The sequence below is a fragment of the Sphingomonas sp. PvP056 genome, assembly GCF_040549155.1.
GTDB lineage: Bacteria > Pseudomonadota > Alphaproteobacteria > Sphingomonadales > Sphingomonadaceae > Sphingomonas.
In genome coordinates this window covers 25,510-51,514 of sequence record NZ_JBEPST010000004.1, presented here as the reverse complement: position 1 = coordinate 51,514, position 26,005 = coordinate 25,510, and the positions used below count along the sequence as shown (strand labels likewise).

At 66.3% G+C, this 26,005-nt stretch carries 21 protein-coding genes; 11 read left to right on the top strand and 10 right to left on the bottom strand.

The window, feature by feature from the left end; genetic code table 11:
* Positions 1 to 162: 162 nt before the first annotated feature.
* The 4 genes from ABIC17_RS10815 (at position 163) to ABIC17_RS10800 (ending at position 6,093) form a co-directional block, all read left to right on the top strand.
* Positions 163 to 2,649, top strand: a complete 2,487-nt coding sequence (locus ABIC17_RS10815) for a TonB-dependent receptor plug domain-containing protein (RefSeq protein ID WP_354281768.1) — start codon at positions 163 to 165, stop codon at positions 2,647 to 2,649.
* Between the two features lie 82 nt (positions 2,650 to 2,731).
* Entirely contained in the window at positions 2,732 to 3,742 is a 1,011-nt protein-coding gene (locus ABIC17_RS10810; protein WP_354281766.1) for a cell wall hydrolase, read from the top strand.
* A gap of 250 nt (positions 3,743 to 3,992) precedes the next feature.
* On the top strand, positions 3,993 to 4,652 hold the full coding sequence (locus ABIC17_RS10805) for a sugar transferase (protein WP_354281764.1): 660 nt from the start codon (positions 3,993 to 3,995) through the stop codon (positions 4,650 to 4,652).
* The gene (locus ABIC17_RS10800; RefSeq protein ID WP_354281762.1) at positions 4,639 to 6,093 is read left to right on the top strand and encodes an O-antigen ligase family protein; all 1,455 of its coding nucleotides are present in this window, start codon (positions 4,639 to 4,641) and stop codon (positions 6,091 to 6,093) included. The genes ABIC17_RS10805 and ABIC17_RS10800 overlap by 14 nt, the downstream gene beginning before the upstream one ends.
* Here ABIC17_RS10800 and ABIC17_RS10795 read toward each other — a convergent pair.
* The 5 genes from ABIC17_RS10795 to ABIC17_RS10775 form a co-directional block, all read right to left on the bottom strand.
* Positions 6,000 to 6,569, bottom strand: a complete 570-nt coding sequence (locus ABIC17_RS10795) for a hypothetical protein (RefSeq protein ID WP_354281760.1) — start codon at positions 6,567 to 6,569, stop codon at positions 6,000 to 6,002. The genes ABIC17_RS10800 and ABIC17_RS10795 overlap by 94 nt on opposite strands.
* A gap of 110 nt (positions 6,570 to 6,679) precedes the next feature.
* Positions 6,680 to 8,839, bottom strand: a complete 2,160-nt coding sequence (locus tag ABIC17_RS10790) for a GumC family protein (RefSeq protein WP_354281758.1) — start codon at positions 8,837 to 8,839, stop codon at positions 6,680 to 6,682.
* 25 nt (positions 8,840 to 8,864) lie between these two features.
* Entirely contained in the window at positions 8,865 to 10,181 is a 1,317-nt protein-coding gene (locus tag ABIC17_RS10785; protein WP_354281756.1) for an outer membrane beta-barrel protein, read from the bottom strand.
* Positions 10,178 to 10,705, bottom strand: coding sequence for a hypothetical protein (locus ABIC17_RS10780; protein WP_354281754.1), 528 nt, complete (start codon positions 10,703 to 10,705; stop codon positions 10,178 to 10,180). The genes ABIC17_RS10785 and ABIC17_RS10780 overlap by 4 nt, the downstream gene beginning before the upstream one ends.
* Before the next feature lie 42 nt (positions 10,706 to 10,747).
* On the bottom strand, positions 10,748 to 11,272 hold the full coding sequence (locus ABIC17_RS10775; protein WP_354281752.1) for a polysaccharide biosynthesis/export family protein: 525 nt from the start codon (positions 11,270 to 11,272) through the stop codon (positions 10,748 to 10,750).
* Between the two features lie 410 nt (positions 11,273 to 11,682).
* On the opposite strand from ABIC17_RS10775, the gene ABIC17_RS10770 reads away from it, so the two are divergent.
* From ABIC17_RS10770 to ABIC17_RS10760, 3 genes are all read left to right on the top strand, one after another.
* Positions 11,683 to 11,826, top strand: coding sequence for a hypothetical protein (locus tag ABIC17_RS10770; RefSeq protein WP_354281750.1), 144 nt, complete (start codon positions 11,683 to 11,685; stop codon positions 11,824 to 11,826).
* Between the two features lie 101 nt (positions 11,827 to 11,927).
* Positions 11,928 to 12,545 (top strand): transglutaminase-like cysteine peptidase, encoded by a 618-nt coding sequence (locus ABIC17_RS10765; RefSeq protein WP_354281749.1) that lies wholly within the window; start codon positions 11,928 to 11,930, stop codon positions 12,543 to 12,545.
* Positions 12,546 to 12,682: 137 nt separating this feature from the next.
* Complete coding sequence (locus ABIC17_RS10760; RefSeq protein ID WP_502958461.1) at positions 12,683 to 13,741, top strand: glycosyltransferase; 1,059 nt, start codon at positions 12,683 to 12,685, stop codon at positions 13,739 to 13,741.
* On the opposite strand, the gene ABIC17_RS10755 is transcribed toward ABIC17_RS10760, so the two are convergent.
* On the bottom strand, positions 13,738 to 14,835 hold the full coding sequence (locus ABIC17_RS10755; RefSeq protein ID WP_354281745.1) for a glycosyltransferase family 4 protein: 1,098 nt from the start codon (positions 14,833 to 14,835) through the stop codon (positions 13,738 to 13,740). The two genes, ABIC17_RS10760 and ABIC17_RS10755, sit on opposite strands and share 4 nt — an antisense overlap.
* A gap of 302 nt (positions 14,836 to 15,137) precedes the next feature.
* Here ABIC17_RS10755 and ABIC17_RS10750 point away from each other — a divergent pair, with 302 nt between their 5' ends.
* The 4 genes from ABIC17_RS10750 to xylA all read left to right on the top strand — a co-directional run bounded on the left by ABIC17_RS10750 (position 15,138) and on the right by xylA (position 20,645).
* A complete protein-coding gene (locus ABIC17_RS10750; RefSeq protein WP_354281743.1) occupies positions 15,138 to 16,637 on the top strand; it encodes an oligosaccharide flippase family protein in 1,500 nt (499 codons plus the stop codon).
* Positions 16,638 to 16,741: 104 nt separating this feature from the next.
* Positions 16,742 to 17,851: a glycoside hydrolase family 43 protein gene (locus ABIC17_RS10745; protein WP_354281741.1), complete on the top strand. Its 1,110-nt coding sequence runs from the start codon at positions 16,742 to 16,744 to the stop codon at positions 17,849 to 17,851.
* 8 nt (positions 17,852 to 17,859) lie between these two features.
* Complete coding sequence (gene xylB, locus ABIC17_RS10740) at positions 17,860 to 19,314, top strand: xylulokinase (protein ID WP_354281739.1); 1,455 nt, start codon at positions 17,860 to 17,862, stop codon at positions 19,312 to 19,314.
* Between the two features lie 20 nt (positions 19,315 to 19,334).
* Entirely contained in the window at positions 19,335 to 20,645 is a 1,311-nt protein-coding gene (xylA, locus tag ABIC17_RS10735; RefSeq protein WP_277970067.1) for a xylose isomerase, read from the top strand.
* Between the two features lie 98 nt (positions 20,646 to 20,743).
* Here the strand turns inward: xylA and ABIC17_RS10730 are convergent, their stop codons facing one another.
* The 4 genes from ABIC17_RS10730 to ABIC17_RS10715 form a co-directional block, all read right to left on the bottom strand.
* Positions 20,744 to 21,967, bottom strand: a complete 1,224-nt coding sequence (locus tag ABIC17_RS10730; RefSeq protein WP_354281737.1) for a glycosyltransferase family 87 protein — start codon at positions 21,965 to 21,967, stop codon at positions 20,744 to 20,746.
* Between the two features lie 196 nt (positions 21,968 to 22,163).
* Positions 22,164 to 22,748: a nucleotidyltransferase family protein gene (locus ABIC17_RS10725; RefSeq protein WP_354281735.1), complete on the bottom strand. Its 585-nt coding sequence runs from the start codon at positions 22,746 to 22,748 to the stop codon at positions 22,164 to 22,166.
* A complete protein-coding gene (locus ABIC17_RS10720) occupies positions 22,745 to 23,677 on the bottom strand; it encodes an XdhC family protein (RefSeq protein WP_354281733.1) in 933 nt (310 codons plus the stop codon). Before ABIC17_RS10720 ends, ABIC17_RS10725 begins: the two co-directional genes overlap by 4 nt.
* Before the next feature lie 119 nt (positions 23,678 to 23,796).
* On the bottom strand, positions 23,797 to 26,004 hold the full coding sequence (locus ABIC17_RS10715; protein ID WP_354281731.1) for a xanthine dehydrogenase family protein molybdopterin-binding subunit: 2,208 nt from the start codon (positions 26,002 to 26,004) through the stop codon (positions 23,797 to 23,799).
* Position 26,005 lies beyond the last annotated feature (1 nt).

Sequence of the window (26,005 nt, the reverse complement as noted above, 5' to 3'; positions counted from 1 at the left end):
CCCGCGTCCCCTTGGCCTGGCACCCAGCGTGCCGGGCCAATTTTTTCGAGATGGCCGCATGGGATTTCTTTGCGTCGCAATCCGTAGCGATCTGCCACGGGGCCGTCATAAACGTGGGCCAGCATATTGCGCCCGCATGGATATTCCAAAGGGACCGCTTTCATGATCACCCACCGGGCGCTGTTCGCCGTTGCCGTTTCGACGCTTGCGCTGGCGGTTTCGACCAACGCACAAGCGCAAGTCGCGACCGCACCCGCGGATGCCACCGACGCGGCAGCAGCCAGCACGCCAGACGCTCCCGCCGAGCCGACCGACATCGTCGTGACCGGCACGCGCACGGTCGGCCGCTCGCGGCTCGACAGCGCGGCACCCGTCGACGTGCTCAGCGCTACCACGCTCCAGCGGCAGGGCACGACCGAACTCGCCAGCGCGCTCGCCGCCGTGGTCCCGTCGATCGATTTCCCGCGCTCGTCCGCGGTCGACGGCACCGACTCGGTCCGCCCCGCGACGCTGCGCGGCCTGTCGCCGGACCAGACGCTGGTGCTCATCAACGGCGTGCGCGCGCATACCTCGGCCCTCATCAACACCAACGGGTCGGTCGGGCGCGGCGCGGCGGCGGTCGATCTCAACACGATTCCCTCGGTCGCGCTCGACCGGATCGAAGTGCTGCGCGATGGCGCGGCGGCGCAATATGGTTCGGACGCGATCGCGGGTGTCGTCAACCTGCGCTTGCGCGAGGCGCGGCACGGCGGCGGCGCGACCGTCACCTACGGCCAGTACATCACCGACGTGACCACCGCGCGCGGCAATCGCAACGAGCGCGACGGCGAGACCGTGACGGTCGCAGGCTGGCAGGGCATCGGGCTCGGGTCGGACGGGTTCCTGACCGTGTCGGGCGAATATCTCGACCGCAACCCGACCAGCCGCGGCGACTTCGATCCGCGCAAGACCCCGGTCCGCATCCGTTCGCGCTACGGCGACCCGGACGTCCAGCAGTACAGCGGCTATATCAACGCAGGGAAACCGCTCGGCGACACCGGCTGGACGCTCTACGGCTTCGGCGGGTACCAGTATCGCGACAGCACAAGCGCCGCGACCCCGCGCGTCAACGGCGGCACCGACAACAACGCCAACGCCGCCGCGCTTGCGAGCCTGTATCCCGACGGGTTCACCCCGCTGATCAACGTCGTCTCGAACGATCTGACCGCAACCGGCGGGATCCGTGGCGAACTGTCCGGCTGGAAGGTCGATTTCAACCTGTCCTACGGGCGCAACCAGCTGAACTTCGCGACGCGCAACTCGGGCAACTCGACCTATGGCGCGGCATCGCAGACCAATTTCTACGACGGCAAGCTGACCTACGACCAGCTCGTCGGCGGGATCGATGTCTCGCGCGAGCAGCCGCTCGGCGCAGGCACGATCAACATCGCCTGGGGTCTCGAATATCGCCGCGAAGGCTTCAAGATCGGCGCGGGCGAGCCGACGTCGTACAACCGCGCGCCGAATACGAGCACCGCACTCGGCTCGGGCGCGCAAGGGTTCCCGGGGTTCCAGCCTTCCAACGTCGTCAACGAACATCGCGACAACGTCTCGGGCTATGTCGACCTCGAAGCCAAGCCGATCGACGGGCTGACGCTGGGTGCGGCAGTGCGCGGCGAAAGCTATTCCGACTTTGGCGAGACCGCGACCGGCAAGCTGACCGCACGCTATGATTTCACGCCCTGGTTCGCGCTGCGCGGCACCGCCTCGACCGGTTTCCGCGCGCCGTCGCTCCAGCAGCAGTTCTTCACCACCACCTCGTCGGTGCTGACGAGCGGCGTCATCGTCGAAACCGGGCTGTTCCCCTCGACCAGCCCGGTCGGTCTCGCGCTCGGCGGGCAAGCGTTGAAGCCGGAGCGCGCGCGCAACCTGTCCGCCGGGTTTGTGATCCGATCGGGCGGGTTCGATCTGTCGGTCGATGCGTATCACATCAAGATCCGCGACCAGATCGCGCTGTCCGAGAACCTCAGCGGCGGGGTCGTGATCGGGCGGTTGCGCGACGAGGGGATCACCGCGGTGACCGCGGGACGTTATTTCCTCAACGGCATTCGCTCGACCACCAAGGGGATCGACGTGGTCGCGCATTACCGCAAGGCGACCGGGGCGGCAGGCACGTTCGACCTGACCGCCGCGACCAACATCAACGACATCAAGGTCACGCGCGCGCCAGCCGCCGCGACGATCACCTCGTCGGCGGGGACGACCACGCTCCCGATCTTCAGCCGCCAGCGGATCGTGTCGTTCGAACAGGGCACTCCGCGCGAGAAGGTCGTTGGCACGATCGACTGGTCGCTCGACCAGCTCGGCGCGACCGCGCGCGCGTCTTATTACGGCGACGTCAATCAGCCGAGCAGCACCGGCTTCGCGGCGGACGACATCCACACCGGCCGCCACACGATCTTCGACCTCGAGCTGCGCTACAAGGTAATGCGCAACCTCAACCTCGCGGTGGGGGCGAACAACCTGCTCGATACCTATCCCGACTTCGTCCGGCTGGCATCGTCGCGCGGGACGGTGCTCAACGGCAGCGGTCTGGTCGCCTTTCCGTATTATTCGCCGTTCGGATTCAATGGCCGCTACGTTTACGGACGCGTCGGGCTGAACTGGTAACGCCCCACGCCCGGCACGAGAGCGCGACAGGCCGGGCGCGTTTCGATTGACATCGTTACGCGACTGGTATGATTCACACGGAATGATCGCGCCGGTTCGCCTGTCGATGCTCTACCTCGGCGCCGCGCTGCTGTGCCTGTCCGGTGCGGCAGCGGCGCTCGTCTATCTCGCGCTCGCCGACCGCCCGGATGCGCTGGCGATCGGCGATGTCCCGGCGCGACCATCGGATGGCGTGGATGCATCGGCGGCACCCGACGATCTGCCGCTCGAGACGTATCTGCCGCAACAGAAACAAGCGCTGGGACCGGTGCAGGCGCTTGCCGAAAACTACGCGCGCGCGTTGACCGCGGTCAATCCGATGCCCCCGCCGTTCGTCGCCACCACCCTGTCCGCGACGGATCGCAGCGCGGCGGCGACCTGTCTCGCGACCGCGATCTATTACGAAGCGAACGGCGAACCGCCGTCGGGCCAGCGCGCCGTGGCGCAAGTCGTGCTCAACCGGGTGCGCAACCCGCATTACCCCAAGACGGTCTGCGGCGTGGTCTATCAAGGCGCGGAACGCCCGACCGGGTGCCAGTTCACCTTCGCCTGCGACGGATCGCTGGCCCGGCGACCGGCGGCGGCAGGACTAGCCCGCGCGCGGGCGGTCGCCGATGCCGCGCTGAGCGGCGCGGTCTCACCGACGGCGGGACAGGCGACGCATTATCATTCGGTGTGGATCGTGCCGCGCTGGGCGGGGGAATTGGCCAAGGTCGCGATCATCGGACATCACGTCTTCTATCGTCCGCCCCGGCCCTATGGCGGCTATCCGACGACCTATTCGCTGGCCACCGATCCGACGCCGATCGCCAGCATATCGCCCGAGCCTGCCACCCGTCCGGTCGATCCGGCTTCCGGCGCGGGTCCGCTCCCTTCCGCCGCGACATCCCCGACCGTAGCGACGATCGCCGCACCGGAAAGCCCGTTGCACGGCACGACTCCCCCCGGCGAAGCAATTGCCCCGCGCGCCACGCCATCCCCGGGCTCGTCACCGGTCGTCTACTTCCCCCATCCCCGCCGCACACCGCCGGCGCTGGCGATTCCTACGCAGTAAGGGAATCGCAACGATCCTGCGGGTCAGCCATCGCCGGGCGAAGGCGATGCCGCCAAATGATGGTCGAGACATACCGCAAACGGCGTATAAATGCTGTTTTATCAGCACCTTGGCTCTGATTTGTTTGTCGCGGGCAAATCATTGCGATACGCTAACGACATTCTTCGGCACCCCGCCCGATCGTATCCAGGGCCTTTCCTCGAAGACTGTACCGCGGACCAGCACAGACCTTGGCAACATCGGGGAGACTATGGTTCAGCTCGCTACGACCGCCGCCCCAACGATCGATTGGCCCACCATTCCGCGCGATGCGATGCGCATCCTGGATATCGTCATCACGCTTCTATTACTGATGTTCTTCGGGCCATTGTGCCTTGCGGTAGCGATCTGCATCAAGGCGACCAGCCACGGCCCCGTCATCTATCGACAACGTCGCATCGGCTATCTCGGGCAGGAATTCTACTGCCTCAAGTTCCGGACGATGCGCCACGATGCCGACGCGCGGCTGGCGGCGTTGCTGCAACACGACCTGCTCGCGCGGATACAATGGTCATACGACCACAAATTGCGGCACGATCCGCGCATCACCCCGCTCGGCAAGTTCCTGCGGCGCTCGAGCATCGACGAACTGCCGCAACTCATCAACGTGCTGCAGGGATCGATGAGCCTCGTCGGTCCACGCCCGATCGTCGCGGCAGAGATCCCGCGTTATGGCCGGCGGTTCGTGCACTACACCGCGATGCGCCCGGGGATCACCGGGCTGTGGCAGGTCAGCGGGCGCAACGACACGACCTACCGTCGCCGGATCGCGCTCGACGTCGTGTTCGCCCGCCGGCGCAGCCTCGGGCTGTACGGGCGGATCATGATGCTGACGGTGCCCGCGGTGCTGCTGCAACGTGGATCGCGCTGACACCGACCCGTGGCGACGACGTTCGCGGGTCCGATCCGCGCGCCTGTCGAACGGGCTGGCGCGCAGTCTCGCGGTGATCCTGATCCTGCCGTTCGCGCTCGGCGGTGCCAACAACGCGGTGCTGACCGCGGCGACGGCGATCGTGCACCTTGGCTGGGCGGCGCTGGCCTTGGCGCTGGTACCGAGCGACGCCCGGTTGGTCAGGCGCATGGCACCAGTCGTGCTGCCGCTGATCCTGCTGCTGGGCTGGACTGCGCTCCCGTTCCGTCCTGACCTCACGCCGCGGCTGATCACCCCCCCGGCCGCACCGGATCTGCTCGGGGTCGCGTGGTGCCATGCCTTTTCGCTCGTCGCGCTGCTGATCGGATGCGCCGTCGCGGCGCGGCTTCCCGGCTTCCGGCGAACGACCGCGACATGGCTGTGCCTATGCGCCGCGGCGCTCATCACCGCGACCCTCGCGCTGCGCGCGTTCGGCACGACCGAGATGGTCCAGCGCCTCGTCGTGGATCATCGCCATCACCGCTTTGCCGGGCTGATCGGCAACGCCAACGCGGCAGGCATCTTCTACGGAATGCTCAGCTTGCTGTTGCACGGCGTCGCGCGCATGCGATGGCGCGATTGGCAGACCCGCCCACGCGGAGACTTGCCGACCGGCGCGATACTCGCCGCGTTCGGCGTGATCGTCACGCTCGTGCTCGTCGCCCTGTCACAATCGCGGACCGCGCTTGCGGCGACACTGGTGGCGCACATCGCCTGCGGCATCGGCTACCGGTCGCAGCGACGGAGCGGACATGCGCTGGTCCGGTGGAGCATCCTTGCGCTGCTATTGATCGCCACAGGCGTGGCCTTGTGGGCGTCGGCAGGGGCGGTGCTCAGCCGGTACGGCGCGCTGGGCGCAAACGGGTCGGGCCGCATCGCGATCTCGCGGCACGCCATCGCCCTCGCCAGCCAGGCACCGCTGACGGGTTACGGTCTGGGCGGGTTCGACACCGTCAACCAGCGCCAGCTCACACCCGATACCGTGCTGCTGGTCGGCGACTTCGGTGCGGCCCATAACGCACCGCTACAGCTCGCGATCGAGGCCGGATGGCCCGGTCTCGCGCTGGTCGCGCTGGCCCTCGCCACCCTGCTCTGGCGCATTGCGCGCGCGCCCTCGACCCCCGCAAACCGGTCCGACACGATCGGTCGCACGATGCTGTTGGCGGTCGCGGTCGCCGCGACGGGATCGCTGGTCGACATCGCGCTCAACGTGCCCGCGATCGCGGCATTGAGCGCCGCGCTGCTGGGGATCACCTGGGGCCGCACGCTCCGCGAAAGCGCGACATACCCCGCCCGCCACCACGCGACTCACCCCAATCCGTGGCCGACCGCCGCCATGCGCAACGCAAAGGCGACCCCCGCGGGCGTATCCCCCAGCAACCGCTCGATCGCGCCGCGCTGACCGTTGTCATAGCGGACTTGCCAGACCGCCTCCTCGATCGCCGCACGCCGTGTCACCGGATCGAGCGCAGTCCAATACAACCGCACGAACGCGATCCGCCAGATCGCGGCGGCGTTGTGGAACGGCCGTTCGCGGTAGCTTGCCGAAAACGCATCGATCGCGGCGGGCGTGGCGGTCGCGTGGACCAGCAGCTCGCGCTGCGCGACCAGCAACAAGGTCGCATCCCAGCCGGGGCGGACATCCCGGAGATGGCGGATCAGCCCCTCCGCACGATCCGCATCGAGCGCGCATAACGCAGGGGTTGCGCCTGCGCGCGCGCCGTCGAGCGCAAGTTGTGCCAACGGGGCGGCGGCGCGGACCGGAAGGTTCGCGGGCGCACGGTCACCATAGGCTTCCAGCACCGCGTCGCGCGCCGTCGCCGATCGATCGGTCGCCGCCCGGGTGATGACCACCGCCAGCCACTCGTCCTGCAGCATGTGTCCGGCAACGACACATCCCGCCAGACACGCGGCGCTCGCCAGCATCGCAACCGGCGAGACACGCCGCCCTCCGTCGCCGTGTTGCCAATTTCGGCGCAAGCGGCGCGTCACGGGTTGTAATAGCGGCTGTACTGCGCCGAATAATATTGCCCGCCCAACGCTTCGGAATGCGGATCGACCATCGTCAAGACCCCGCCGAGAACCACCGCGCCGTCCTGCTCTAGCCCGGCAAGTGCACTGTCGATCGCCGATACGGGGGTGCCGTTCCATTTGACCAGCAGCAGCACGCCGTCGGCAAGCTTCGCCAGCGTCCGCGCATCCGCGACGCCGAGCAACGGCGGCGTGTCGAGCAGGATATGATCATAGCGTTCGCGCGCATGATCGAGCAGCATCGCCATCGCGCCGGTATCGAACAGGTCCACCGGCGTGAACGTCGGCGCCCGCACGCACAGCAGGTCGAGCCCCGGAATATCGTCCGGGACGATCGCCGCCTCGAGCGTCATAGTGCCCGCCAGCACCTCGATCGTCCCCGCGGCCGGAGTCAGTCCGACACCGTCCGCCAGCCCCGCACGACGGACGTCGCAATCGATCAACAGGACGCGATCCCCCGACAGCGCCATGACCCGCGCGAGCGACAACGCACTGGTCGTCTTGCCCTCCGACGGAAGCGTCGAGCCGATCGCGATCACCTTCACCCCGCCGGGGCGGATGACGGTACGGATCGTCCGGAATGCTTCGGAATAAGCCGAGACCGGCCGGTGCAGCAACGTGTCGGCAGGCGCGCAACGCCGTCCCGCGGGGTCGCGCAAGCGGCGCGCCGTCAATTGTGGGATCGCTGCGATGTGCGGTACCCCTAGCATCGTCTCGATCTCCTCGGGGGTGCGGATCGTGCTTTGCACCGCCTCCGCCACCGCCGCGGCACCGATTCCCAGAACGAACCCGACGAGCATTCCCGCGACGCCGATCGCAGGGCGATTGGGATAGGTCGGCCGCGCGAGCACCACCGCGCTTTCGAGAACGCGGGCCTGGGGCTGGCTGCTGCGCTGTGCCTGCGCGGCCTGCTGCACCGTCCCCGCCATGCGATTGTACGCGGTCGTCGCCGCATCCGCCTTGCGTTGCAGACCGTCGGCACGAACCGCCGCCTGATTGTTAAGCGCGATCTCCTGTTTGAGCGCGGTGAGCTGCTGCGCGAGATCGGTTGCCTTGGCGCTGGCGGACCGCGCCTCGCTGCGCAGCCCCTCGATGATCCGCGTCTGCTCCAGCCGGATCTGCTGGTCCAGCGCCTCGATCTGCTGCTTGCTCTGGACCAGCGCGGGAAACTTCTCGCCGTAGCGCGCGGCAAGCTGCGCGCGCTGGCGCTCGGCTTCGGTCCGCTGGCGCCGCAGGTCGGTGATGACGGGGGCGGACAGGACCGCGGACACCGCATCCGATCCACCCGCGGCGATCTGCCGCTCTGCCGCAGCGACGTTCGACCGGAGCGCCGCCGCCTCCGCCTTGGCGGACGCAAGCTGTTGCGAGATCGGGCCGACCTGCTGGTCGTTGATCGTGCCGACTCCGCCGCCCTGCACGATCCCGCTGTCCGCACGATAGCGCGCTACGCTCGCCGCGGCGGCTTCGGCTTCGCGGCTCAATCGGACCAATGCGGTCTGCCCGGTTTCGGTCTGCCGCGTGGCGGTGCTCGCCTGGAAATCGGCAGTGCTGTCGATGTACGCCAGCGCGACCGCATTCGCGATCCGCGCCGCCTTGGCCGCGTCGCGCGAACGGAACCCGATCGCGAGGACGTAGCTGCGTTCCTGTTGCGTCACCGTCAAACGTTGCACCACCGCCGACGTCGCGGTTTCGATCCGGTGGGCGATCGCGACCGGGCTTGCCGGCGGCGGGTTGCCCTCAGGGGTGAACTCCGGATCGCCTTGCAGGCCGAACCGCGTCACGACGCGGCGCGCGACGTCACGCGACCGGATCGTCGCGATCTCGCTGTTGACCAGCGCCTGGTCGAGCGGCTGGTCCTTCGCCGTCTCGAAATCGAGCGGGGCCAGTTTCGCAGGCGTGATCCGGATGCGCGCCACCGCATCATATTGCGGGGTGATCAGCAATGCCGCCGCAACCGCCGCCAGCACCGTCAGCAGCATCGTCGCGCCGATCACGCGCCAGCGACGACGGAAGACGCCGCCCAACGACGCCAGTGTCACCGGCTTGGCCCCGATGTGCCGGCTCTGGTCGAGACGACTGCTCTGGCTCCCCATGCGGGCCTCGGTCTTCATGTCCATGCGGGATCTCTCATCATGATGGCCGCTATCGCTGCACGACAAGGGACAGGACGAACCGGGTTTCGTGATAGGACGGTCCCGATCCCGTCCCCTTCGCCGACCGAAGATCGTGCAGGACCGACGCGCCGATCCCGATCGCACGGGTCAGGATATAGCGCGCACCGCCGCTCACACGGACGATGTCGAGCGTGGCGTCGGTGCCCTTGAACACGTCATGCTCGTAACCGATCTGCGCGTTGAGCAGGACGTAGCGCAGCAGTTCGTGATCCAGTCGCAATGCGACGGTGTTGTTCACGAACCCGCCCGAATTGATGAACGACGCGTCCTCGATCAGGCGTCGCCCGGTCAGCGTCACGGTGGTGATCGGCGTCGGGAAATACTCGACACGCGCTTCCGCGGTCACCCCGCCGATCGGACGGTAGAGGGCTGCGTCATACCGCCGCCGAATGTATCCCACGCCCAGCGACCCGCGCAGCAGCGTGCTGAGATCGAAGGTCGCCCCGCCCAGCGCGCGAAACGTGTTGGAACTCCGGTTGGGAATGCCCGTCGCGAGCGGCCGGGCATAGTCGATCCGGTCGTAACTCCCTTGCGCGAACATCGACGTATCCGGGCTGATCGCATATTCGACCCGGCCCGATCCGCTCATCGTGTGCGAATTGCGGTTGTTCTGGCTGATGACCCCGTTGCCGAACGTCAGCACGTCATCGAACCCGATCGCGGCGAAGGTAAATCCCCCCTGCAATCGCAGACGTCCGGGCGCATAGCCAGCGTTGAACTGGAGCTGCGTGCTCTGATATTGCGACGCCGCGGCGGCGGCACTCGGATAGGCGGCGGAGGTCGGCGGCTCGGTCGCGCGTGCGGTGCGGGCCGAACCCGATAGGGTCATCTGCCCGCCGATGTCGTATCGACCCGATCCGACCACGCGCCAGCCATCCTGATTGCGCCGCGCCTCGGTCAGGAACCGCTTGATGTCCGCGCCCGCCTCGATCGTCAGCGAATGGCGGGACCAGTTGCTCGCGAACCGGGCGTTCGGCGCGATCGTCACCGTCGCATCGGCCTTTCGGTCCGACGAGGTCTGGTAGACGTTATCCTCATACCCGATCGCCGTCTCGACGCGCGGAAACAGCGTGAAACCGCCGATCTTGATCCCCAATGCGTCGAATTCGGGACGCGACCGGTCGAGCACGCCGGTGTTGCGCCCGCGATCATATTCGATCGGCAAATTGGGGACGACGAAATTGTCCCCGACACTTTGCGCGGCCACTGGCGTGGCCACGACCGTCCCCGCCAGACCGATCGCCGCGCTCAGGACGATCGGGGGGACCCGTACGGACCGGGTCACGCGCCCGGCCCGCCAGCCGTCGCAGTCTGGGGCGGGGTGTAGTTCGAGCTTCCCCCCGACAGGCCAAGCGTCGTTCCCTGGTCGACGATCGTCTGCGCATTCGCGAGCGCCGCGGTACCCTCGATCTCGCAGCGTTCCAGCGCGCCCGAGATGTTCTTGAGCGCGACCGCCGCGGCATCGCTCAACTGCCCCGCCTGCGTCGCCGCCTGGGTCAATGCCGCCTTCGAATCGCCGCAGCCCGACTGTGCCTGGCTGATCAACAGCGACAATTGCGCCTCGATCTGCCCGGATTGCGTACCGCCCGCCTTCAACGCGGCGATCAGCGTCGCCGCGAGCGATTCGATCTGCCGATCGCGGTCGGGCTGTGCCGGCGGGTTAGCCGAGGCCGGCGGGTTAGCCGGGGCCGGCGTCGGTGTGGGCGCGGTCTGCGCCGCGCCGGTCGCCGCCTGCGCGGGCCTGTCCCCCGCGAGCCAGGCACCCGCGAGCGTCATCATCAAGATCCGGATCGCAGCTGAATCGATCACATTGCCCTCCACCGACGATTGTCGTCCCCAATGCCAACGCGGTTACAAATAGCGTTCCCCGACCCTGATCGTGTCGCCGGGACGGACTCTCAGATCCGGCGTGATGCGGGCTTTCGCCGACTCCGCTTCGCCCGAATGCTTGATGAAGACTTTCCGCTTGTCCGCGCGGTAGGTGTACCCCTGCGCCGTCGCCACCGCCCCATCGATGGTGAGGCCGGATGAGTAGGGATATTCACCGGGCTTGTTGACCTCGCCGAGGATGTAGAACGGCCGGAACGTCAGGATGTCGATGCTGACCCGCGGCTGAAGCACATACCCGTCCATCAGGTGCCGCCGGATCACCGCCGCAACCTCGGTGGCGGTCTGCCCGACCGCGCGGACGTCGCCAATCAGCGGCAGTGACAATGCGCCGTTCGCGTTGACCGTGAATTCGCCCGACAGCGACGGTTCGTCGAACACGATGATGCGCACCTTGTCCGCCACGCCAAGCGGGTAATCGGTGTCCGCCGGGTCCTGCTGCGCCAGGGTCTGCGCCACCACCGGTAGCGCCAGCATCCCGCCGGGCACGAACGTCGCGCCGGACCATACCAATATTGATGCAATAACTTTCCAGGCTATCCGCACGTCGCATCGCCCCATCGATCAACTGCCGTACACCATTTTACGTATATCTACTTGGCCATATCAAGTATCGTTCAAGACGATTCCGGTTATGCCGTAATATTACTACTCCTATGATGCACCAATTTCCAATGCTGTTTTTGACGCGACCTGCGGGACCAAGGCCAACAGCCTCGATCGAAAGCCTAACATTCGAAAGGACGAACGCGGGCCCCTGTACTAAAAACGGTGCAGTCGTTACGGTTGCGAGCCGTTAACCAGGAATCGCAATGCACGCGCAAAGCCTAAGCCCCGGACAGAAAGAGGCCCCCTACGAGGTGAGCGGACAAGCGCCGACGCGGGCTAGCGCGCGCGACATGCGCGACCGTTCCTGCGACACGCATCCCCCTCTCCAGGACGACCGCTGGCCGCCGCTCGTCCGTGTCTGCGTGACGGTCGGATGCGGCGTGCTCGCCTGGGCCACGCTGCTCGCGCCGGCGTGGTATCTGCTCTCATACTAAAGCCTATCCTCTCGTTATTTCGCACTATTTTGCGACCGACTATAACCTTTCGCTAACACCCCCACGGCCAAGGCTCCGCGACTTTCATCGCGGAGCGGATCGTGGCGAGATTTCTTGGGGTGTTCTTGGCGTGTCTGATGGTCGGCATGCACGGTGCAGAGGCAAAGCCGGCGCAGCAGCCGTTCGTACCATCCGGCACTGCGACCGACATGCCCACCGGCCTCGCCGAGCTGTGCCGCGCGCAACCGGCGACATGCGACCGGCTTGCCGCCACCCCGGCCCCAACCGTGAGCACGGCCGTCAGCACGACCGGGCCGGACGCGCCCGATGCCGACAAGACCCGACTTCGCCTGCTCAAGCGGATCGACGGCATGGTCAACGCGCGCGTGCGCCAGCAAAGCGACATGCTGAGCTACGGCGTGGGCGAATTGTGGCGCCCGAGCGGCTCGGGGCGAAACGCGGTGGGCGATTGCGAGGATCTGGCGATCGAGAAGCGGCTGGAACTGATCGACGCGGGTTTCCCGCCCGAACGGCTGTTCTTCGCGGTCGTCTATCAATCCGGCATCGGGCTCCATACGGTGCTGGTCGCACGGCTGGATGGCGGCGACATGGTGCTCGACAGCCGTTCGAGTTTCGTCGAGCCATGGCAGGACACGCGGTACCAATGGCTGATCGCGGAACACCCCGGAATGCCGACCCGCTGGACAACGGCCTCCTGAATCGCGCCGTCGCGACAGGGACGCCGACCTGATCCATCGCGCCAATCTGGACTTCATCCCCTAATTGCCGCACCACTGGCGCAATTGGGGTGGAGAAGAGATTGCGTATCGCAATCGTTCATTACTGGCTGGTCGGCATGCGGGGTGGGGAACGCGTGCTCGAACATCTTTGCCAGATGTATCCGGATGCAGATATCTTTACGCATGTCGTGGACCCGGAGAGAATATCATCGATCATCCTGCGGCATGACATCCATACGACCTTCATCGCCCGACTACCCTTCGCAAAGCGGCAGTATCAAAAATACCTTCCGCTCATGCCGCGCGCGCTCGAGCTGCTCGACCTCGAGGCCTATGATCTTGTCATCAGTTGCGAGGCGGGGCCCGCGAAAGGCGTCATCACGCGCCCCGATGCGATCCACCTGACCTATTGCCATTCACCGATGCGCTATCTGTGGGATCAATATCCGCAATATCACGCCGCCGGTGGCTTCGGCGCCCGCGTGATGATGCCGCTGTTTGCACCGTCACTACGGCAATGGGACATGACGAGCGCGGCACGCCCCGATCGGATCATGGCCAACAGTGCGTATATCAAGGCCCGCATTGCCAAGAGCTGGCGGCGCGACGCAACGGTCGTCTATCCGCCGGTCGACACCACGCTCTATACGCCCGCCGGGGACGCAAGCGACGAATATCTGTGGGTCGGCCAGCTCGTCCCGTACAAACGACCCGATCTCGCGGTCGACGCCTTCACCCGCTGCGGACGCAAGCTCCACGTGATCGGGGATGGCGCGATGCTCGGCCAATTGCAGGCACGTGCTGGCCCGACGATCCGGTTTACGCGCCATGCTGACTTCGCAAGCCTGCGCGCGGCCTATGCGTCCGCACGCGCGCTCGTCTTTACCGCGGAGGAAGATTTTGGGCTGATCCCGGTCGAGGTGATGGCGTCCGGCCGCCCCGTTCTCGCCTTCGCGCGCGGGGGCGCGATGGAGACGGTCGTTGCCGGCGAGACCGGCCTGTTCTTTGACCACAAGACGATCGAATCGCTGCTGGACGGCCTCGACCGGTTCGAGGCGTGGCTGCCGCGCTTCGACCCGCTTGCTGCGGTCGCGCGCGCGCAGGCGTTCAGCCCGGAACGCTTCCGCCGCGCCTTCACCGCCGTACTGGACGAGGCGATCGCCGATCGCTTCTAGCGTCGTTCGCGCGCGACGTCGCGCAGCACCTCCATCAGCGAGTCGCCCGCGCGGGCCCAAGTGAAGTGGGCGGCACGCAGCCGTCCCATCGCCGCATATCGCGCGCGCAGCTCGGGATCGTCCGCCATCGCGCGGATCGCGCCAATCCAGTCCGCGGGTCGGTCGGGATCGGCATAGAGCGCCGCAGCGCCACAAACCTCGGGCAGCGCGCCCCGATCGCTTACGACCGCAGGACAGCCCGAAAGCATCGCCTCCAGCGGCGGCAGGCCGAAGCCCTCGGTGCGCGACGGCATCGCGTAGCACAGCGCGTTTTGGGTCAGCGCGAGCAATGCACCGTCGGACACACGCCCCGCAAACACGACGTTGGGCGGAACCGCCAGCCCCGCCGCGATCGCGGCCGGTCGCCCCTCGGTGCCGAACAGCACGAGCGTGAGATCGCCGAGCCGTTCCGAAGCGAACGCTTCGAGCAGTACTTTCAGGTTCTTGTGCGCCTGCACGCTCGACAGCGCGAGGACGTAGCGTGCCGCGTCTAGCCCCAGCTTGGGCAGAACCGCAGGATCCGCGACAGTCTGCACCGCATGATCGACGCCGTTGTGGATCACGCGAATGCGATCGGCGGGGGCCACGTTCCATTGCACCAGTTGTTCGGCAGAGTAGCGGGAAACCGTGAGGATCCGTACCGCGCGGGCACCGATCACCGGCTGCACGGTACGATAGAAGTGGACGAAGGCGCGCGAGTAGGACTGCGGACTGGTAAAGACCTGCGTGTCATGGATCATCGTGATCGACGTTGCCGACGCCACCGGGGCAAGGTTGCACAAGTTGAGCAAAAGCTTGCCGCGCGTCTTGGCGGGAAGCTCCAGCTGTTCCCACCATTGCCCCGCCAGAACGCCTTTGCGATCGATCGGCATCCGCGGCAGCCGATCGGTCAGCGCCACCGTATGCGGTGCCGCGAGCGAGGCCGGCTTTCCGAACAGATCCTCGATCTCCGGCTGATGGCAGATCAGCTGGTCGACCAGGCCGAACGCCACCCGGTGCACCCCCGTCATCGCCGCCGACAGGAATTTTCCGTTGATGACGACTTCACTTCGCATGCAAACCCCGCCGATTATCGCCAACGACAAAAATCAAACGTGCACGCGCCACCGCCATTACTACGATGACCGCAATGCGACATGGGGCATATATCACACCACACTTTCATCTGTTCTGTATTTACAAGTTACGCAACCGGGTCATATGGAGTATTGCTCTATCCATCGACGATCTTTTACCTGCTGATGTAATACTGCATATGGGGAACGACGAGCCTTGCCCGAACCGATCCGGCGACCGTGACGACACCGACGCTCCGGACCCGTCTGGTCGCGGGAGCGCCGACAACGATCCGCAGCGCATGACTTCCCGCGCGCAAAGCGACATCGCCACCCGCATTGCCGCCGGGACTGCATGGTTGGTCGCAGCGCGCCTGACGGCGCGCGCGATCGATTTCCTCGGCCTGTTGATCCTCGCCAATCTGCTCCTGCCCGCCGACTTCGGCTTGGTCGCGGTGGCGCTGACCGTCGTGCAGATCGCCGAAGCGGTGTTCGAACTGCCGGTCGGTCAGGTTCTCGTCCGGTCCGAGATGATCACGCGCGATTTGCTCGACACGGCGTTCACGGTCGGACTCCTGCGGGGCGCGCTGCTCGCGGCGCTGATGATCGCCGCCGCCGAACCGTTCGCAATCCTCTATCGTGATCCACGCCTGGCGGCGCTGCTGTGCATGCTTGTCATTGCCCCGGCTTCGCGTGCGGTGGTCAGCCCCGCGATGACGCACTTCGCAAAGGCAATCGATTTCCGTCGTGACCTGCTGATCGAGCTCGTCGGCAAGGGGATGGCGCTCGGCTGTTCGATCTGGCTTGCGCTGGTGTCGCGCAGCTACTGGGCCATTGCGATCGGCACGATCGTCAATCCGGTGGCGATGGCTGCCGCGTCCTATGCGGTCGCTCCATACCGGCCGCGTCTGTCGCTGACGCGGTGGGGCGAGTTTGCCCATTTCGTCGGATGGTCCACCGCCTCCCAGCTGATCAGCGCGATCAACTGGCAGATCGATCGCCTGCTGCTCGGCCGACTGGTCCCGTCAGCAGCCCTGGGGGCCTATGTCCTCGCGGGGGACATCGCAGCGGTGCCGGAACAGGCGTTCGTCAAACCGATCGGCCGTCCGCTGATCGCCGCCTTTACCCAGCTGAGGCAGGATCCGCCCCGCCTGATGGCGGCCTATTTGCGGACCGTGACGTCCGTCCTTACCGTGGGGCTTCCGGTGATGCTCGGGCTGAGTATTCTGGCCCAGCCCGCGGTCCATCTGGCGCTCGGGCCGAAGTGGCAGTCGAGCTGGCCGATCCTGCAATGGCTCGCCGTGTCGCTGATACCGCCGCTGTTGACCGCGCCGCTCGGCGCGCTTGCGGTCACGCTGGGCAGGACCGACATCTTCCTCCGGCGCAACCTGATCGAATTGGCGGTGACGGTGCCGTCGATCATCGCCGGCGCGTATGTCTATGGAATTGCAGGCGTCATCGCCACGCGGCTCGGGCTTTCGCTGCTCATGGCGCTGGTCGCGGCCATCTTCGTCCGCCAGCTCCTCGGGGCTTCGATCCCGCGTCAATGCGCCGGTCTCTGGCGTCCGGTCGTTGCGGCTGCGGGATTGGCGCTGGCGCTGTTCCTGTTGCGCGGTCGCTTGCAGGGTCTGGACGATTTGCCGCTTGCACTGGGGATTATCGCCTGCGCTGCGGTCGGCCTGGCCGTCTACGGTACGATCCTGCTGCTGTCATGGGAGTGGAGCGGTCGGCCGAAAGGGATCGAGACGCTGCTTGCCGGATGGGTTACATCGTCATGGGCGCGGTTTCGGCCACGGGTTTGACGGCATGGAGCCCTGCTCCGACGAATGTCCTTGTCGAACCCTGCTGGTAGCGCTACCTTTCAATCAACCCGCGCCGGCGAGCGCGAGATTCGGGAGATGTTGCGATGAACAAGGGCATGTTTTTGGCCGCTGCAGGTGGCCTGGCTGCGATCGGCCTGGCGTCGGGCGCGGCGCTGATGGCGCAGGAGCATTCCGCCCCTACCCCGTCCGACCCCAAACTTTTCCTGTCGCAGCCGCTGGTCAGCTCGATCTACACCGCCGATCCTTCGGCGCACGTGTTCGGCGGCAAGATCTACGTCTACCCCAGCCACGACATTCCCGCCCCGATCGCGGACGACGATCTCGGCAACCAATATGCGATGCGCGACTATCGCGTGCTGCGGATGGACAAGGTCGGCGCCAAGGTCACGATCGGCCCGGTCGCGCTCGACGTGAAGCAGGTGCCGTGGGCCTCGCAGCAGATGTGGGCACCCGACGCCGCCTATAAGAACGGCACCTACTATCTGTACTTCCCGGCGCGCGACAAGACCAAGGACAAGAACGGCCTCGGCAAGTTCATGATCGGCGTCGCGACCTCCAAGAACCCGATGGGCCCGTTCAAGGCCGACCCCAAGCCGATCGCGGGCGCGTTCTCGATGGACCCCGCCGTATTCACCGACGCGGACGGCAAGGCGTACATGTACTTCGGCGGGATCTGGGGCGGCCAGCTCCAGCGCTGGAAGGACGGCAAGTTCGACCCCAACGGCAGCGACACCGATCTGATGCAGGACACGCAGCCTGCCCTCAGCGGCAAGGTCGCGCGGATGAACCCTGACATGAAGAGCCTCGCCGAGACCCCGCGCGACGCGGTGATCCTCGATGAGAGCGGCAAGCCGGTCCTGGGCGGCGACCATGAAAAGCGCTTCTTCGAGGCGTCGTGGATGTTCACGCGCGGCGGCAAATATTATTACACCTACTCGACCGGCGACACGCATTTCCTGAACTACGCGACCGGCACCAGCCCCTACGGCCCGTTCACCTATCGCGGGCATATCCTGAAGCCGGTGCAGGGCTGGACGTCACATCATTCGATCATCCAGCATGACGGCAAGTGGTGGCTGTTCTATGCGGACACGCAGCTCAGCAACAAGAACCATCTGCGCAACGTCAAGGTGACCGAGCTCAACTTCAACGCCGACGGGACGATCAAGCTGATCGATCCGATGGTCAAGTAAGGCAGCCGATGTTTCTCGGAATCGATATCGGCACGTCGGGCGTCAAGGCCGTCGTCCTAGACACCCATGGCGCGGTCGTCGGTCAGGGCGTCGCCGCGCTCACCGTCCAGCGTCCCCAGCCCTTGTGGTCCGAACAGGACCCCGAGGACTGGTGGAAGGCCACCAGCGCAGCGGTCCTTGCGATCGACCCGAGCGTTCGCCGCGCAGTCCGCGGGATCGGGCTCGCCGGGCAGATGCACGGCGCGACCCTGCTCGGCGCGGACGACAAACCCTTGCGCCCCGCGATCCTGTGGAACGACGGACGCTCCTTCGCCGAATGCGCCGCGCTGGAAGAGGCGACGGGTGACTTCCGCACCGTCGGCGGCAACATCGTGATGCCGGGCTTCACCGCCCCCAAGCTCGAATGGGTCCGCCGCCACGAACCCGAGATCTTCGCGCAGGTTACGACGGTGCTGCTCCCCAAGGACTATGTCCGGTTGCGGATGACCGGCGAGAAGGCGTCCGACATGTCGGATTCGGCGGGCACTTTGTGGCTCGACGTTGCAGGCCGCCGCTGGAGCGAGACGCTCCTCGCGGCCTGTGGCCTCACCGAGGCGCAGATGCCGCGGCTGGTCGAAGGTACCGACGTCGCGGGCACGCTTCGCGCCGACATCGCCGAGGCCTGGGGCATTCCGCAGGTCCCGGTTGCGGGTGGCGCTGGCGACAATGCCGGTGGTGCTGCCGGCGTCGGCGTCGTCACCGATGGCAAGGCGCTGCTGTCGCTCGGCACGTCGGGCGTGATCTTCGTCGCCAACGATCAGTTCCGGCCCAATCCGGCGCGTGCGGTCCATGCGTTCTGCCACTGCCTGCCCGACATGTGGCACCAGATGTCGGTCCACCTGAGCGCAGCCTCGTGCATCGACTGGGTCGCGCGGCTGACCGGCGCGACCGGTGCCGCCGAACTGTTCCAGCGCGCCGAGGCCGCTGGCGTCGCGAACGGTCCCGAGGGTTTCCTCCCCTATCTCTCGGGCGAACGCACGCCGCACAATGATGCACAGGTCCGCGGCGCGTTCTACGGGCTCGACAATGACACCGACGCCAACCGGCTCGCGCAGGCGGTGCTCGAAGGCGTCGCGTTCGCGCTGGCGGACGGGCTCGACGTGCTGCGCGAAGCGGGCACCGAAGTCGCCGAACTCGCGGTCATCGGTGGCGGCGCACGCTCGCGCTACTGGGGCGAGACGCTCGCGGCGGCGATGGACGTGCCGCTCGTCTACCTCCAGGGCGGCGAAGTCGGTCCCGCGCTCGGCGCAGCCCGGCTTGCGCAGATTGCGGTCGACGGCGGGACCCCGGCTGAAGTCTGCGTCGCCCCACCCGTTTCGCACCGCATCACCCCCAATGCGGAATTGACCGCACGGCTCGCACCCAAGAAAGCTGCGTTCCGCGCCGCCTATGCCGCGATTTCCCCCCTCACCGCATCCAACTGACCCTTTGAAGGAGCGCCCCAATGGCCAATGATTTCTTTGCCGACATCCCCCAGATCAGCTTCAAGGGGCCCGAGACCGACGACGAGCTGGCGTACCGCTATTACGACAAGGACCGGGTCGTCATGGGCAAGCGGATGGAAGACCATCTGCGCTTCGCCGCGTGCTTCTGGCACACCTTCTGCTGGCCGGGTTCGGACGTGTTCGGTGGCGGCACGTTCAACCGCCCGTGGCATGCCGGCGCGAACGACGCGGCAGCAGCGGCGGCCAAGCGTGAAGTCGCGTTCGACTTCTTCACCAAGCTCGACATCCCCTTCTACGCGTTCCACGACGTCGACGTGATGGCGGATGCCGCCAACATCACCGAGCATCGCCGCAACTTCGCCGAAGCGGTCGATCATCTCGAGAAGCTCCAGGCCTCGTCGGGCCGCAAGCTGCTCTGGGGCACCGCCAACCTGTTCAGCCACCCGCGCTTCGCCGCCGGCGGCGCCACCAACCCCAACCCGGAAGTATACGCGTTCGGCGCGATGCAGGTCCGTGACGCGCTCGAAGCGACGCATCGCCTCGGCGGCGCGAACTACGTCCTGTGGGGCGGTCGCGAGGGCTATGAGACGCTGCTCAACACCGACATGAAGCGCGAGCTCGACAATTTCGGTCGCTTCCTGTCGCTCGTCGTCGAGCACAAGCACAAGATCGGCTTCACCGGCACGATCCTGATCGAACCCAAGCCGTTCGAGCCGACCAAGCACCAGTATGATTTCGACACCGCGACGGTGTACGGCTTCCTCAAGCGCTACGGCCTCGAGAATGAAGTGAAGGTCAACATCGAGGCGAACCACGCGACCCTCGCCAGCCACACCTTCGAGCATGAGATCGCGACCGCCGCGGCGCTCGGCATCTTCGGCTCGATCGACGCGAACCGCGGCGATCCGCAGAATGGCTGGGATACCGACCAGTTCCCCAATTCGGTCGAGGAACTGACGCTCGCCAATCTCGAGATCATCCGCGCGGGCGGCTTCACCACCGGCGGGTTCAACTTCGACGCCAAGGTCCGCCGCCAGTCGATGGACGCGGTCGACCTGTTCCACGGCCATGTCGGCGCGATCGACGTCGTCGCAAAGGGCCTGCTCAATGCGGCAGCGCTGATCGAGGACGGTCGCCTCGATGCGATCAAGACCGAGCGGTATGCCGGTTGGGATGCGGACTTCGGGCAGAAGGTCGGTGGTCTCGATCTGGCAGGGATCGCGGATCTCGCGGTCGAGCACAGCATCGACCCGCAGCCGCGCTCGGGCCGTCAGGAGCGGATCGAGAATCTGATCAACCGCTTCATCTGATCGGTCGCCTTGACCAAGTAAACAGGAAAGGCCGCGAGCAGATATGCTCGCGGCCCTTTTTGTATTTCATGGGGTGCGATGCCTTCCGCGTATCGAGGTCACGTCACCGCGGATTGGAAACCATCCCGTGGGGCATGTCCGTTACCAAAATCGAATATCCACGCGCGCCGCAACGCCAGGAAGAATACCGTGATCGTCGCGATCCAGTTGACCGGCACCAAGGTCAGATCCATCATCTGCCGACCAAACAGGGGAGCCAGATAGGCAAGCGCGAGAATGCTTTTTTCCTGAGCCAGCCACCCACGCGTTCGAGCATCGGCAACGATAAAGCAGAGCGCACCGCCCAGAATGACCAAATCATAATCCAGGGCATAGGGCGTTGAAAGCAACGCCGCACTGCACACGGCCGAACCGCGCACGCACGCACTTGCCCAGCGCGCCGTGATCGCCGCTCCAGTGATCGCAAGCACTGTCGTAACGCCCTGCACCGCATAGGCGATGGGCACCGCTCCCCCCCACGCTCGGACCAATGCAAAGGCCGTGATGATTTTCTCCCATCCGGTCTGACCCGTTTCGATGACGATGGCACGGGTCGGACCCAGCGATTCATAAAATCCGGCCCATACCGGCCACCCCCAGACCGCCAACGTGAGCGCAACCAACCCGCACGATGACAGCGCCGCGCCCAGAAAAACCCGGCGATCCCGCAAGACAATCAGCACCACGGGAAGCAGGACCGCAAACTGCGGTTTGTAGACGAGACATCCCAGCAGCAGCCCGGCCACCCACGGACGCCGATCGATCAGCAACAGCCCACCCGCCAGCAAGCTTGCGGTGAGAAAGGCGTTCTGGCCGTGGCCGATACAGACGAAGCTGGCCGGTGCCGCAATTACCGCAAGTGCGGACATGGGCCCGGGCACAATCCGGCGCGCTACTGCCAACGCTGCGGCAAGCGTCGTGCCCTGCCACAGCGCCAGCGCGGCGAGATACGGAAGGGTTGCGAGTCCGCTTGCAACCAGAAGAAATGGGGGTGGGTAATGCCATCCGTAGAAAGGAACCGTGCGGGAGTTATTCAGCATCTGCTGTACCCGATAATGCTCCGGCCAGACCCACGCGGCAGCGGCGCGGCTGTGATTGGCCATCCAACCGGCGGCATAAACGTCGGAGAAGTCGGTCCCGATCGGGCGCCCCTTCCAGTCGAGCGTATCATGACTGGTCAGCAGTAGCGCCGCATAAGAAATGATCGTCATCGCCAGCAGCGCCCCGCAGACCGATCGTATGCGCGAATCCACCCAATCGCCACTATGCCAGCTTCTGTTCATGGGCGAACGGTAGCAACGCTCGCCTAACATACCCTTCCTGTCTCCAGGGGTGTGCTCAACATCCTTGCGAACCACCGCCGACGCGCGCGGATGGCGTCATGCGGACGCGATTGCCGTAGCGGCCGGATCGAACGAGCGAAATGACCGCTCTAGGAGCTTAGGGCAGAGGCAAGAAGGTCACTCCCCGCCCCAACCCTCACCGCAAGCTCCGCAACCGCTCCAGATCCTCGGGCCGGTCCACGTCGAGCAACTCCGCTTCCGGCGCGATCACATGTCGCCCTGCCCGCACCATCGCGCGCGCGCCCTCTTCGCCCTCCAGCGTCAGCAACGCCTCGAACTGATCCGCCCCGAACACCGCGGGTGGGGTCGGGTGGACGCCGTTGCTCGACGCGATCACCGCATCCCGCCCCGATGCCGCCTCCAGCAGTCGGTAGATGTGCGTCGCGGTCACGCGCGGCATGTCCGCCAGCGCGATCACCACCGCGTCGCACCCGATTTCGCGCGCAGCGGCCACGCCGAGCTTGACCGAGCCCGACATGCCGTCCCCCGGATCGTCATTGTGGATCACGCGGTAGCCGCGGCTGGCGAAATCGAGGTCCGACCCCGAGCAGATCGCCAGCCGCGCCTTGAACGGCATCGCTTCCAGCGCGGTCACGACATGGAAGGCAAGCGGCTTGCCGAGGAAGTCCTGCTGGAGCTTGTCCAAATCCCCGAACCGAACCGAACGCCCCGCCGCCAGCAGGATCAGCACACAACGATCCGGGGTCAGCACCGCGCTCATCCCTTCCTGCGTTCGTCCACGTTGAACGCGCCCACCATCGCCGCCGCGATCGACAGCGCGATTTCCGCCGGGCCGACCGCGCCGATGTCGATCCCGACGGGCGCATCGATCCGGTCGAGGTCCGCCTCCGACACGCCCGCCGCGGCGAGCCGCTCGCGCCGTGCGGCATGGCTTCGCCGCGAGCCGAGCGCACCGACATAGGCGGTCGGATGCGCAAGCGCCGCGATCAGCGCGGGATCGTCGATCTTGGTATCGTGGCTGAGCGTCACCACCGCAGTCGCGGGGCCGGGATCGAGCGCCTCGACCGCCTCGTCGGGCCAGCGATCGTCGAGCGTGACGCCGGGGAATCGTTCCTCGGTCAGGAAGCGCGCGCGCGGATCGATCACGGTCGTCGCGATCCCCATCTCGCGCGTGAGGCCAGCGAGCGCCTGTGCGATCTGCACCGCGCCGACGATCAGCAACCGACGTGGCGGATCGTAGCGGTTGACGAACGCAGCACCCTCCTGCGGGCGGAGCGAGCTCTGGCCCGACGCGAGATCGGTCACCACCTGCAACGCCTTGCCGTCGTCGCGCGCTTCGGCGATCCGGTCGAACAGTTCGGGGTCGAAGCCTTCGGCCGACACCGGCTGGACCAGCACCGAAATCTCGCCCCCGCACGGCAGCCCGACTTCCCACGCCGCGGCATCCGCGATGCCGTAATTCTTGAGCTGGAACGGCGCCCCCGCGATTACCTCGGCGGCGGTCGTGAGGATGTCGTTCTCGACGCATCCGCCCGAGACCGATCCCTCGAACCGGCCATCGGCATGGACGAGCATATGGCTCCCGCGCGGACGTGGCGCGGAGCCCCAGGTCGACACCACGGTGGCGAGCGCGAGTGGGGCGCCCTTCCACTGGGTGGCGGCATTCAGCACGGAATCATTGTCAGCCATCTCTACTCCCTCTCCCGCTTGCGGGAGAGGGCCGGGGAGAGGGGCGTGCCTCAAACCGGCCATCACCCTAGTCACACTGCCCTCTCCCCGACCCTCTCCCCGGAAGGGGAGAGGGAGAACTACATATCCGGCAATCCGCCGAGGATCTTGTCGAGCGTCAGCGGGAAGTCGCGCACCCGCACCCCGCACGCATTGTAGATCGCGTTGGTCACCGCGGCCCCCGCGCCCGAGATCGACAGTTCGCCCAGCCCCTTCACCCCGATCGGATTGGCGTGGCGGTCGATGTGCTCGATGAACAGCACGTCGAGCGGCGGCACGTCGGCATGGCTCGGGATGTGATATTCGCCGAGGTCGTGGTTGACGAACGCACCATGGCGCTGGTCGAGCACCGCGTCCTCCATCAGCGCATAGCCGATCCCCCAGATCATTCCGCCGATCGCCTGGCTGCGCGCCAGCTTGGCGTTGAGGATCCGTCCCGCCTCGAACACACCGAGCATCCGGCGGACGCGGACTTCGCCGGTCACGCTGTTGACCGCAACCTCGGCGAACTGTGCGCCGTGCGCTGCCTGGCTGTAGGTCTTGGCGTTGCTCCCCTGGCTGATCTTGCCAAGCGCCGCGAGCGGTTCGCTGCCGACCAGCTCGGACAGCGGCACGCGGCGGTTACCCGCGATCGCATGGCCGTCCTTGAGCGTCATGTCCTTGGGATCCGCCTGCATCCGCTCGGCAAGCGTCGCGACGATATCCTCGCACGCAAGCGCGACCGACGATCCGGCGCTCGCCGCGCCGAACGACCCGCCCGACCCGGCACCCGGCGGCAAATCGGTATCGCCGAGGATCACATCGACACAATCCATCTGCAAACCGAGCGATTCTGCGGCAATCTGGCCTAGAATCGTGTAACTTCCGGTACCGATATCGGTCATATCGGTCTCAATTCGCGCACGTCCGTCGGGCGAAAGCGTCACGCGCGCCTGTGAATCGACCAACAGGTTGATCCGGACCGCGGCCGCCATCCCCATGCCGATCAGCCACTCGCCGTCACGCACCTGCCCCGGCCGCGGCGACCGTTTGGCCCAGCCGAACCGCTCCGCGCCCTTGTCGAGACACTCCACCAGAGCGCGCGTCGAGAACGGCGCGCCCGTCATCGGATCGACGGGCGGCTCGTTTAACTTCCGAAAATCAATGGGATCGCGCCCGAGCGCCTCCGCCATTTCGTCGATCGCGGTTTCGAGCGCGAGCATGCCCACAGCCTCGCCGGGCGCACGCACCGCGCCTGCCTGAACCATGTCGAGCGTGACGATCTTGTGCGTGAAGTGCCGCACCGGCGCATCGTACAAGGCGATCGACCCCAGCGCGACTGGCTCCATGAACCCGCCGTCCGGCCCCTGGCTCACCACGCTGTCATGCGCCAGCGCAGTCAATTTGCCATCCTTATCAGCGGCTAAGCGGATGCGCTGATGCGTATCGGTGCGGCGATAGACGTTGTGGAACAGCTGGGTCCGCGCCATCGCGATCTTGACCGGACGCCCGACCTTCTGCGCCGCGATCGCCGCAAGCACCGCTTCCGGCCCGAGCATCTTTCCCCCAAAACCGCCGCCGATATAGGGCGACAGGATACGAACCTTGTCCGCTTCGATCCCCACCGACTTGGCCAGAATGCCCTTGGCGGCGTGAAGGATCTGCAAGCTCGAATGGAGCGTCAGCGTGTCGCCGTCCCAGATGGCGACGGATGCATGCGGCTCCATCGCGGCATGCACTTGATTCGGCGTGGTATAAACCTGATCGATCGTCACCACGGCATCCATCATCGCGGCATCGATATCGCCCTTGGCCATATCCTGCAGACGGCTGTCCTTGGGCGGGCCGCTGGCGTCGGCGACGTTCGCCATCGTGTCGAACCGACCCTGTGCGGGCTCGATCGTCATCGTCACCGCCTTGGCGGCATCACGCGCGGCTTCGAAGCTGGTCGCGACCGCGACGCCAACAATCTGATCCCAATGGTCAATTTCGTCGTTACCGGCATGCGCCGGAACGAACGCCGCGGCCTGCCGCGGAATGCGCGGGTCATCGAGGATGACGTCGAGCACGCCGGGCAGGCTGCGCGCGGCATCGGCATCGAAGCCGCTGATCTTGCCCTTGGCAGCGGGGGCGGTGATCAGATAGCCGTAGGCCACCTCCCCCGCGACCGAATGTTCGTAGCCGTAGCGCGCCGCGCCACTGACCTTGAGCGCGCCTTCGCTACGGTCGAGTGCGGCACCCAATACTCCCTGAACGCCCCGGTCCAACGCGAGACCGGAATGATCGGCGTCCATCTTGAAGTCGGCCATG

Coding starts and splice junctions, on each gene's coding strand:
- ABIC17_RS10815 (WP_354281768.1), top strand. CDS start 163: ATGATCACCCACCGGGCGCTGTTCGCCGTTGCCGTTTCGACGCTTGCG.
- ABIC17_RS10810 (WP_354281766.1), top strand. CDS start 2,732: ATGATCGCGCCGGTTCGCCTGTCGATGCTCTACCTCGGCGCCGCGCTG.
- ABIC17_RS10805 (WP_354281764.1), top strand. CDS start 3,993: ATGGTTCAGCTCGCTACGACCGCCGCCCCAACGATCGATTGGCCCACC.
- ABIC17_RS10795 (WP_354281760.1), bottom strand. CDS start 6,569: ATGCTGCAGGACGAGTGGCTGGCGGTGGTCATCACCCGGGCGGCGACC.
- ABIC17_RS10790 (WP_354281758.1), bottom strand. CDS start 8,839: ATGGACATGAAGACCGAGGCCCGCATGGGGAGCCAGAGCAGTCGTCTC.
- ABIC17_RS10770 (WP_354281750.1), top strand. CDS start 11,683: ATGCGCGACCGTTCCTGCGACACGCATCCCCCTCTCCAGGACGACCGC.
- ABIC17_RS10760 (WP_502958461.1), top strand. CDS start 12,683: ATGCGGGGTGGGGAACGCGTGCTCGAACATCTTTGCCAGATGTATCCG.
- ABIC17_RS10755 (WP_354281745.1), bottom strand. CDS start 14,835: ATGCGAAGTGAAGTCGTCATCAACGGAAAATTCCTGTCGGCGGCGATG.
- ABIC17_RS10750 (WP_354281743.1), top strand. CDS start 15,138: ATGACTTCCCGCGCGCAAAGCGACATCGCCACCCGCATTGCCGCCGGG.
- ABIC17_RS10745 (WP_354281741.1), top strand. CDS start 16,742: ATGAACAAGGGCATGTTTTTGGCCGCTGCAGGTGGCCTGGCTGCGATC.
- xylB (WP_354281739.1), top strand. CDS start 17,860: ATGTTTCTCGGAATCGATATCGGCACGTCGGGCGTCAAGGCCGTCGTC.
- xylA (WP_277970067.1), top strand. CDS start 19,335: ATGGCCAATGATTTCTTTGCCGACATCCCCCAGATCAGCTTCAAGGGG.
- ABIC17_RS10730 (WP_354281737.1), bottom strand. CDS start 21,967: ATGAACAGAAGCTGGCATAGTGGCGATTGGGTGGATTCGCGCATACGA.
- ABIC17_RS10725 (WP_354281735.1), bottom strand. CDS start 22,748: ATGAGCGCGGTGCTGACCCCGGATCGTTGTGTGCTGATCCTGCTGGCG.
- ABIC17_RS10720 (WP_354281733.1), bottom strand. CDS start 23,677: ATGGCTGACAATGATTCCGTGCTGAATGCCGCCACCCAGTGGAAGGGC.
- ABIC17_RS10715 (WP_354281731.1), bottom strand. CDS start 26,004: ATGGCCGACTTCAAGATGGACGCCGATCATTCCGGTCTCGCGTTGGAC.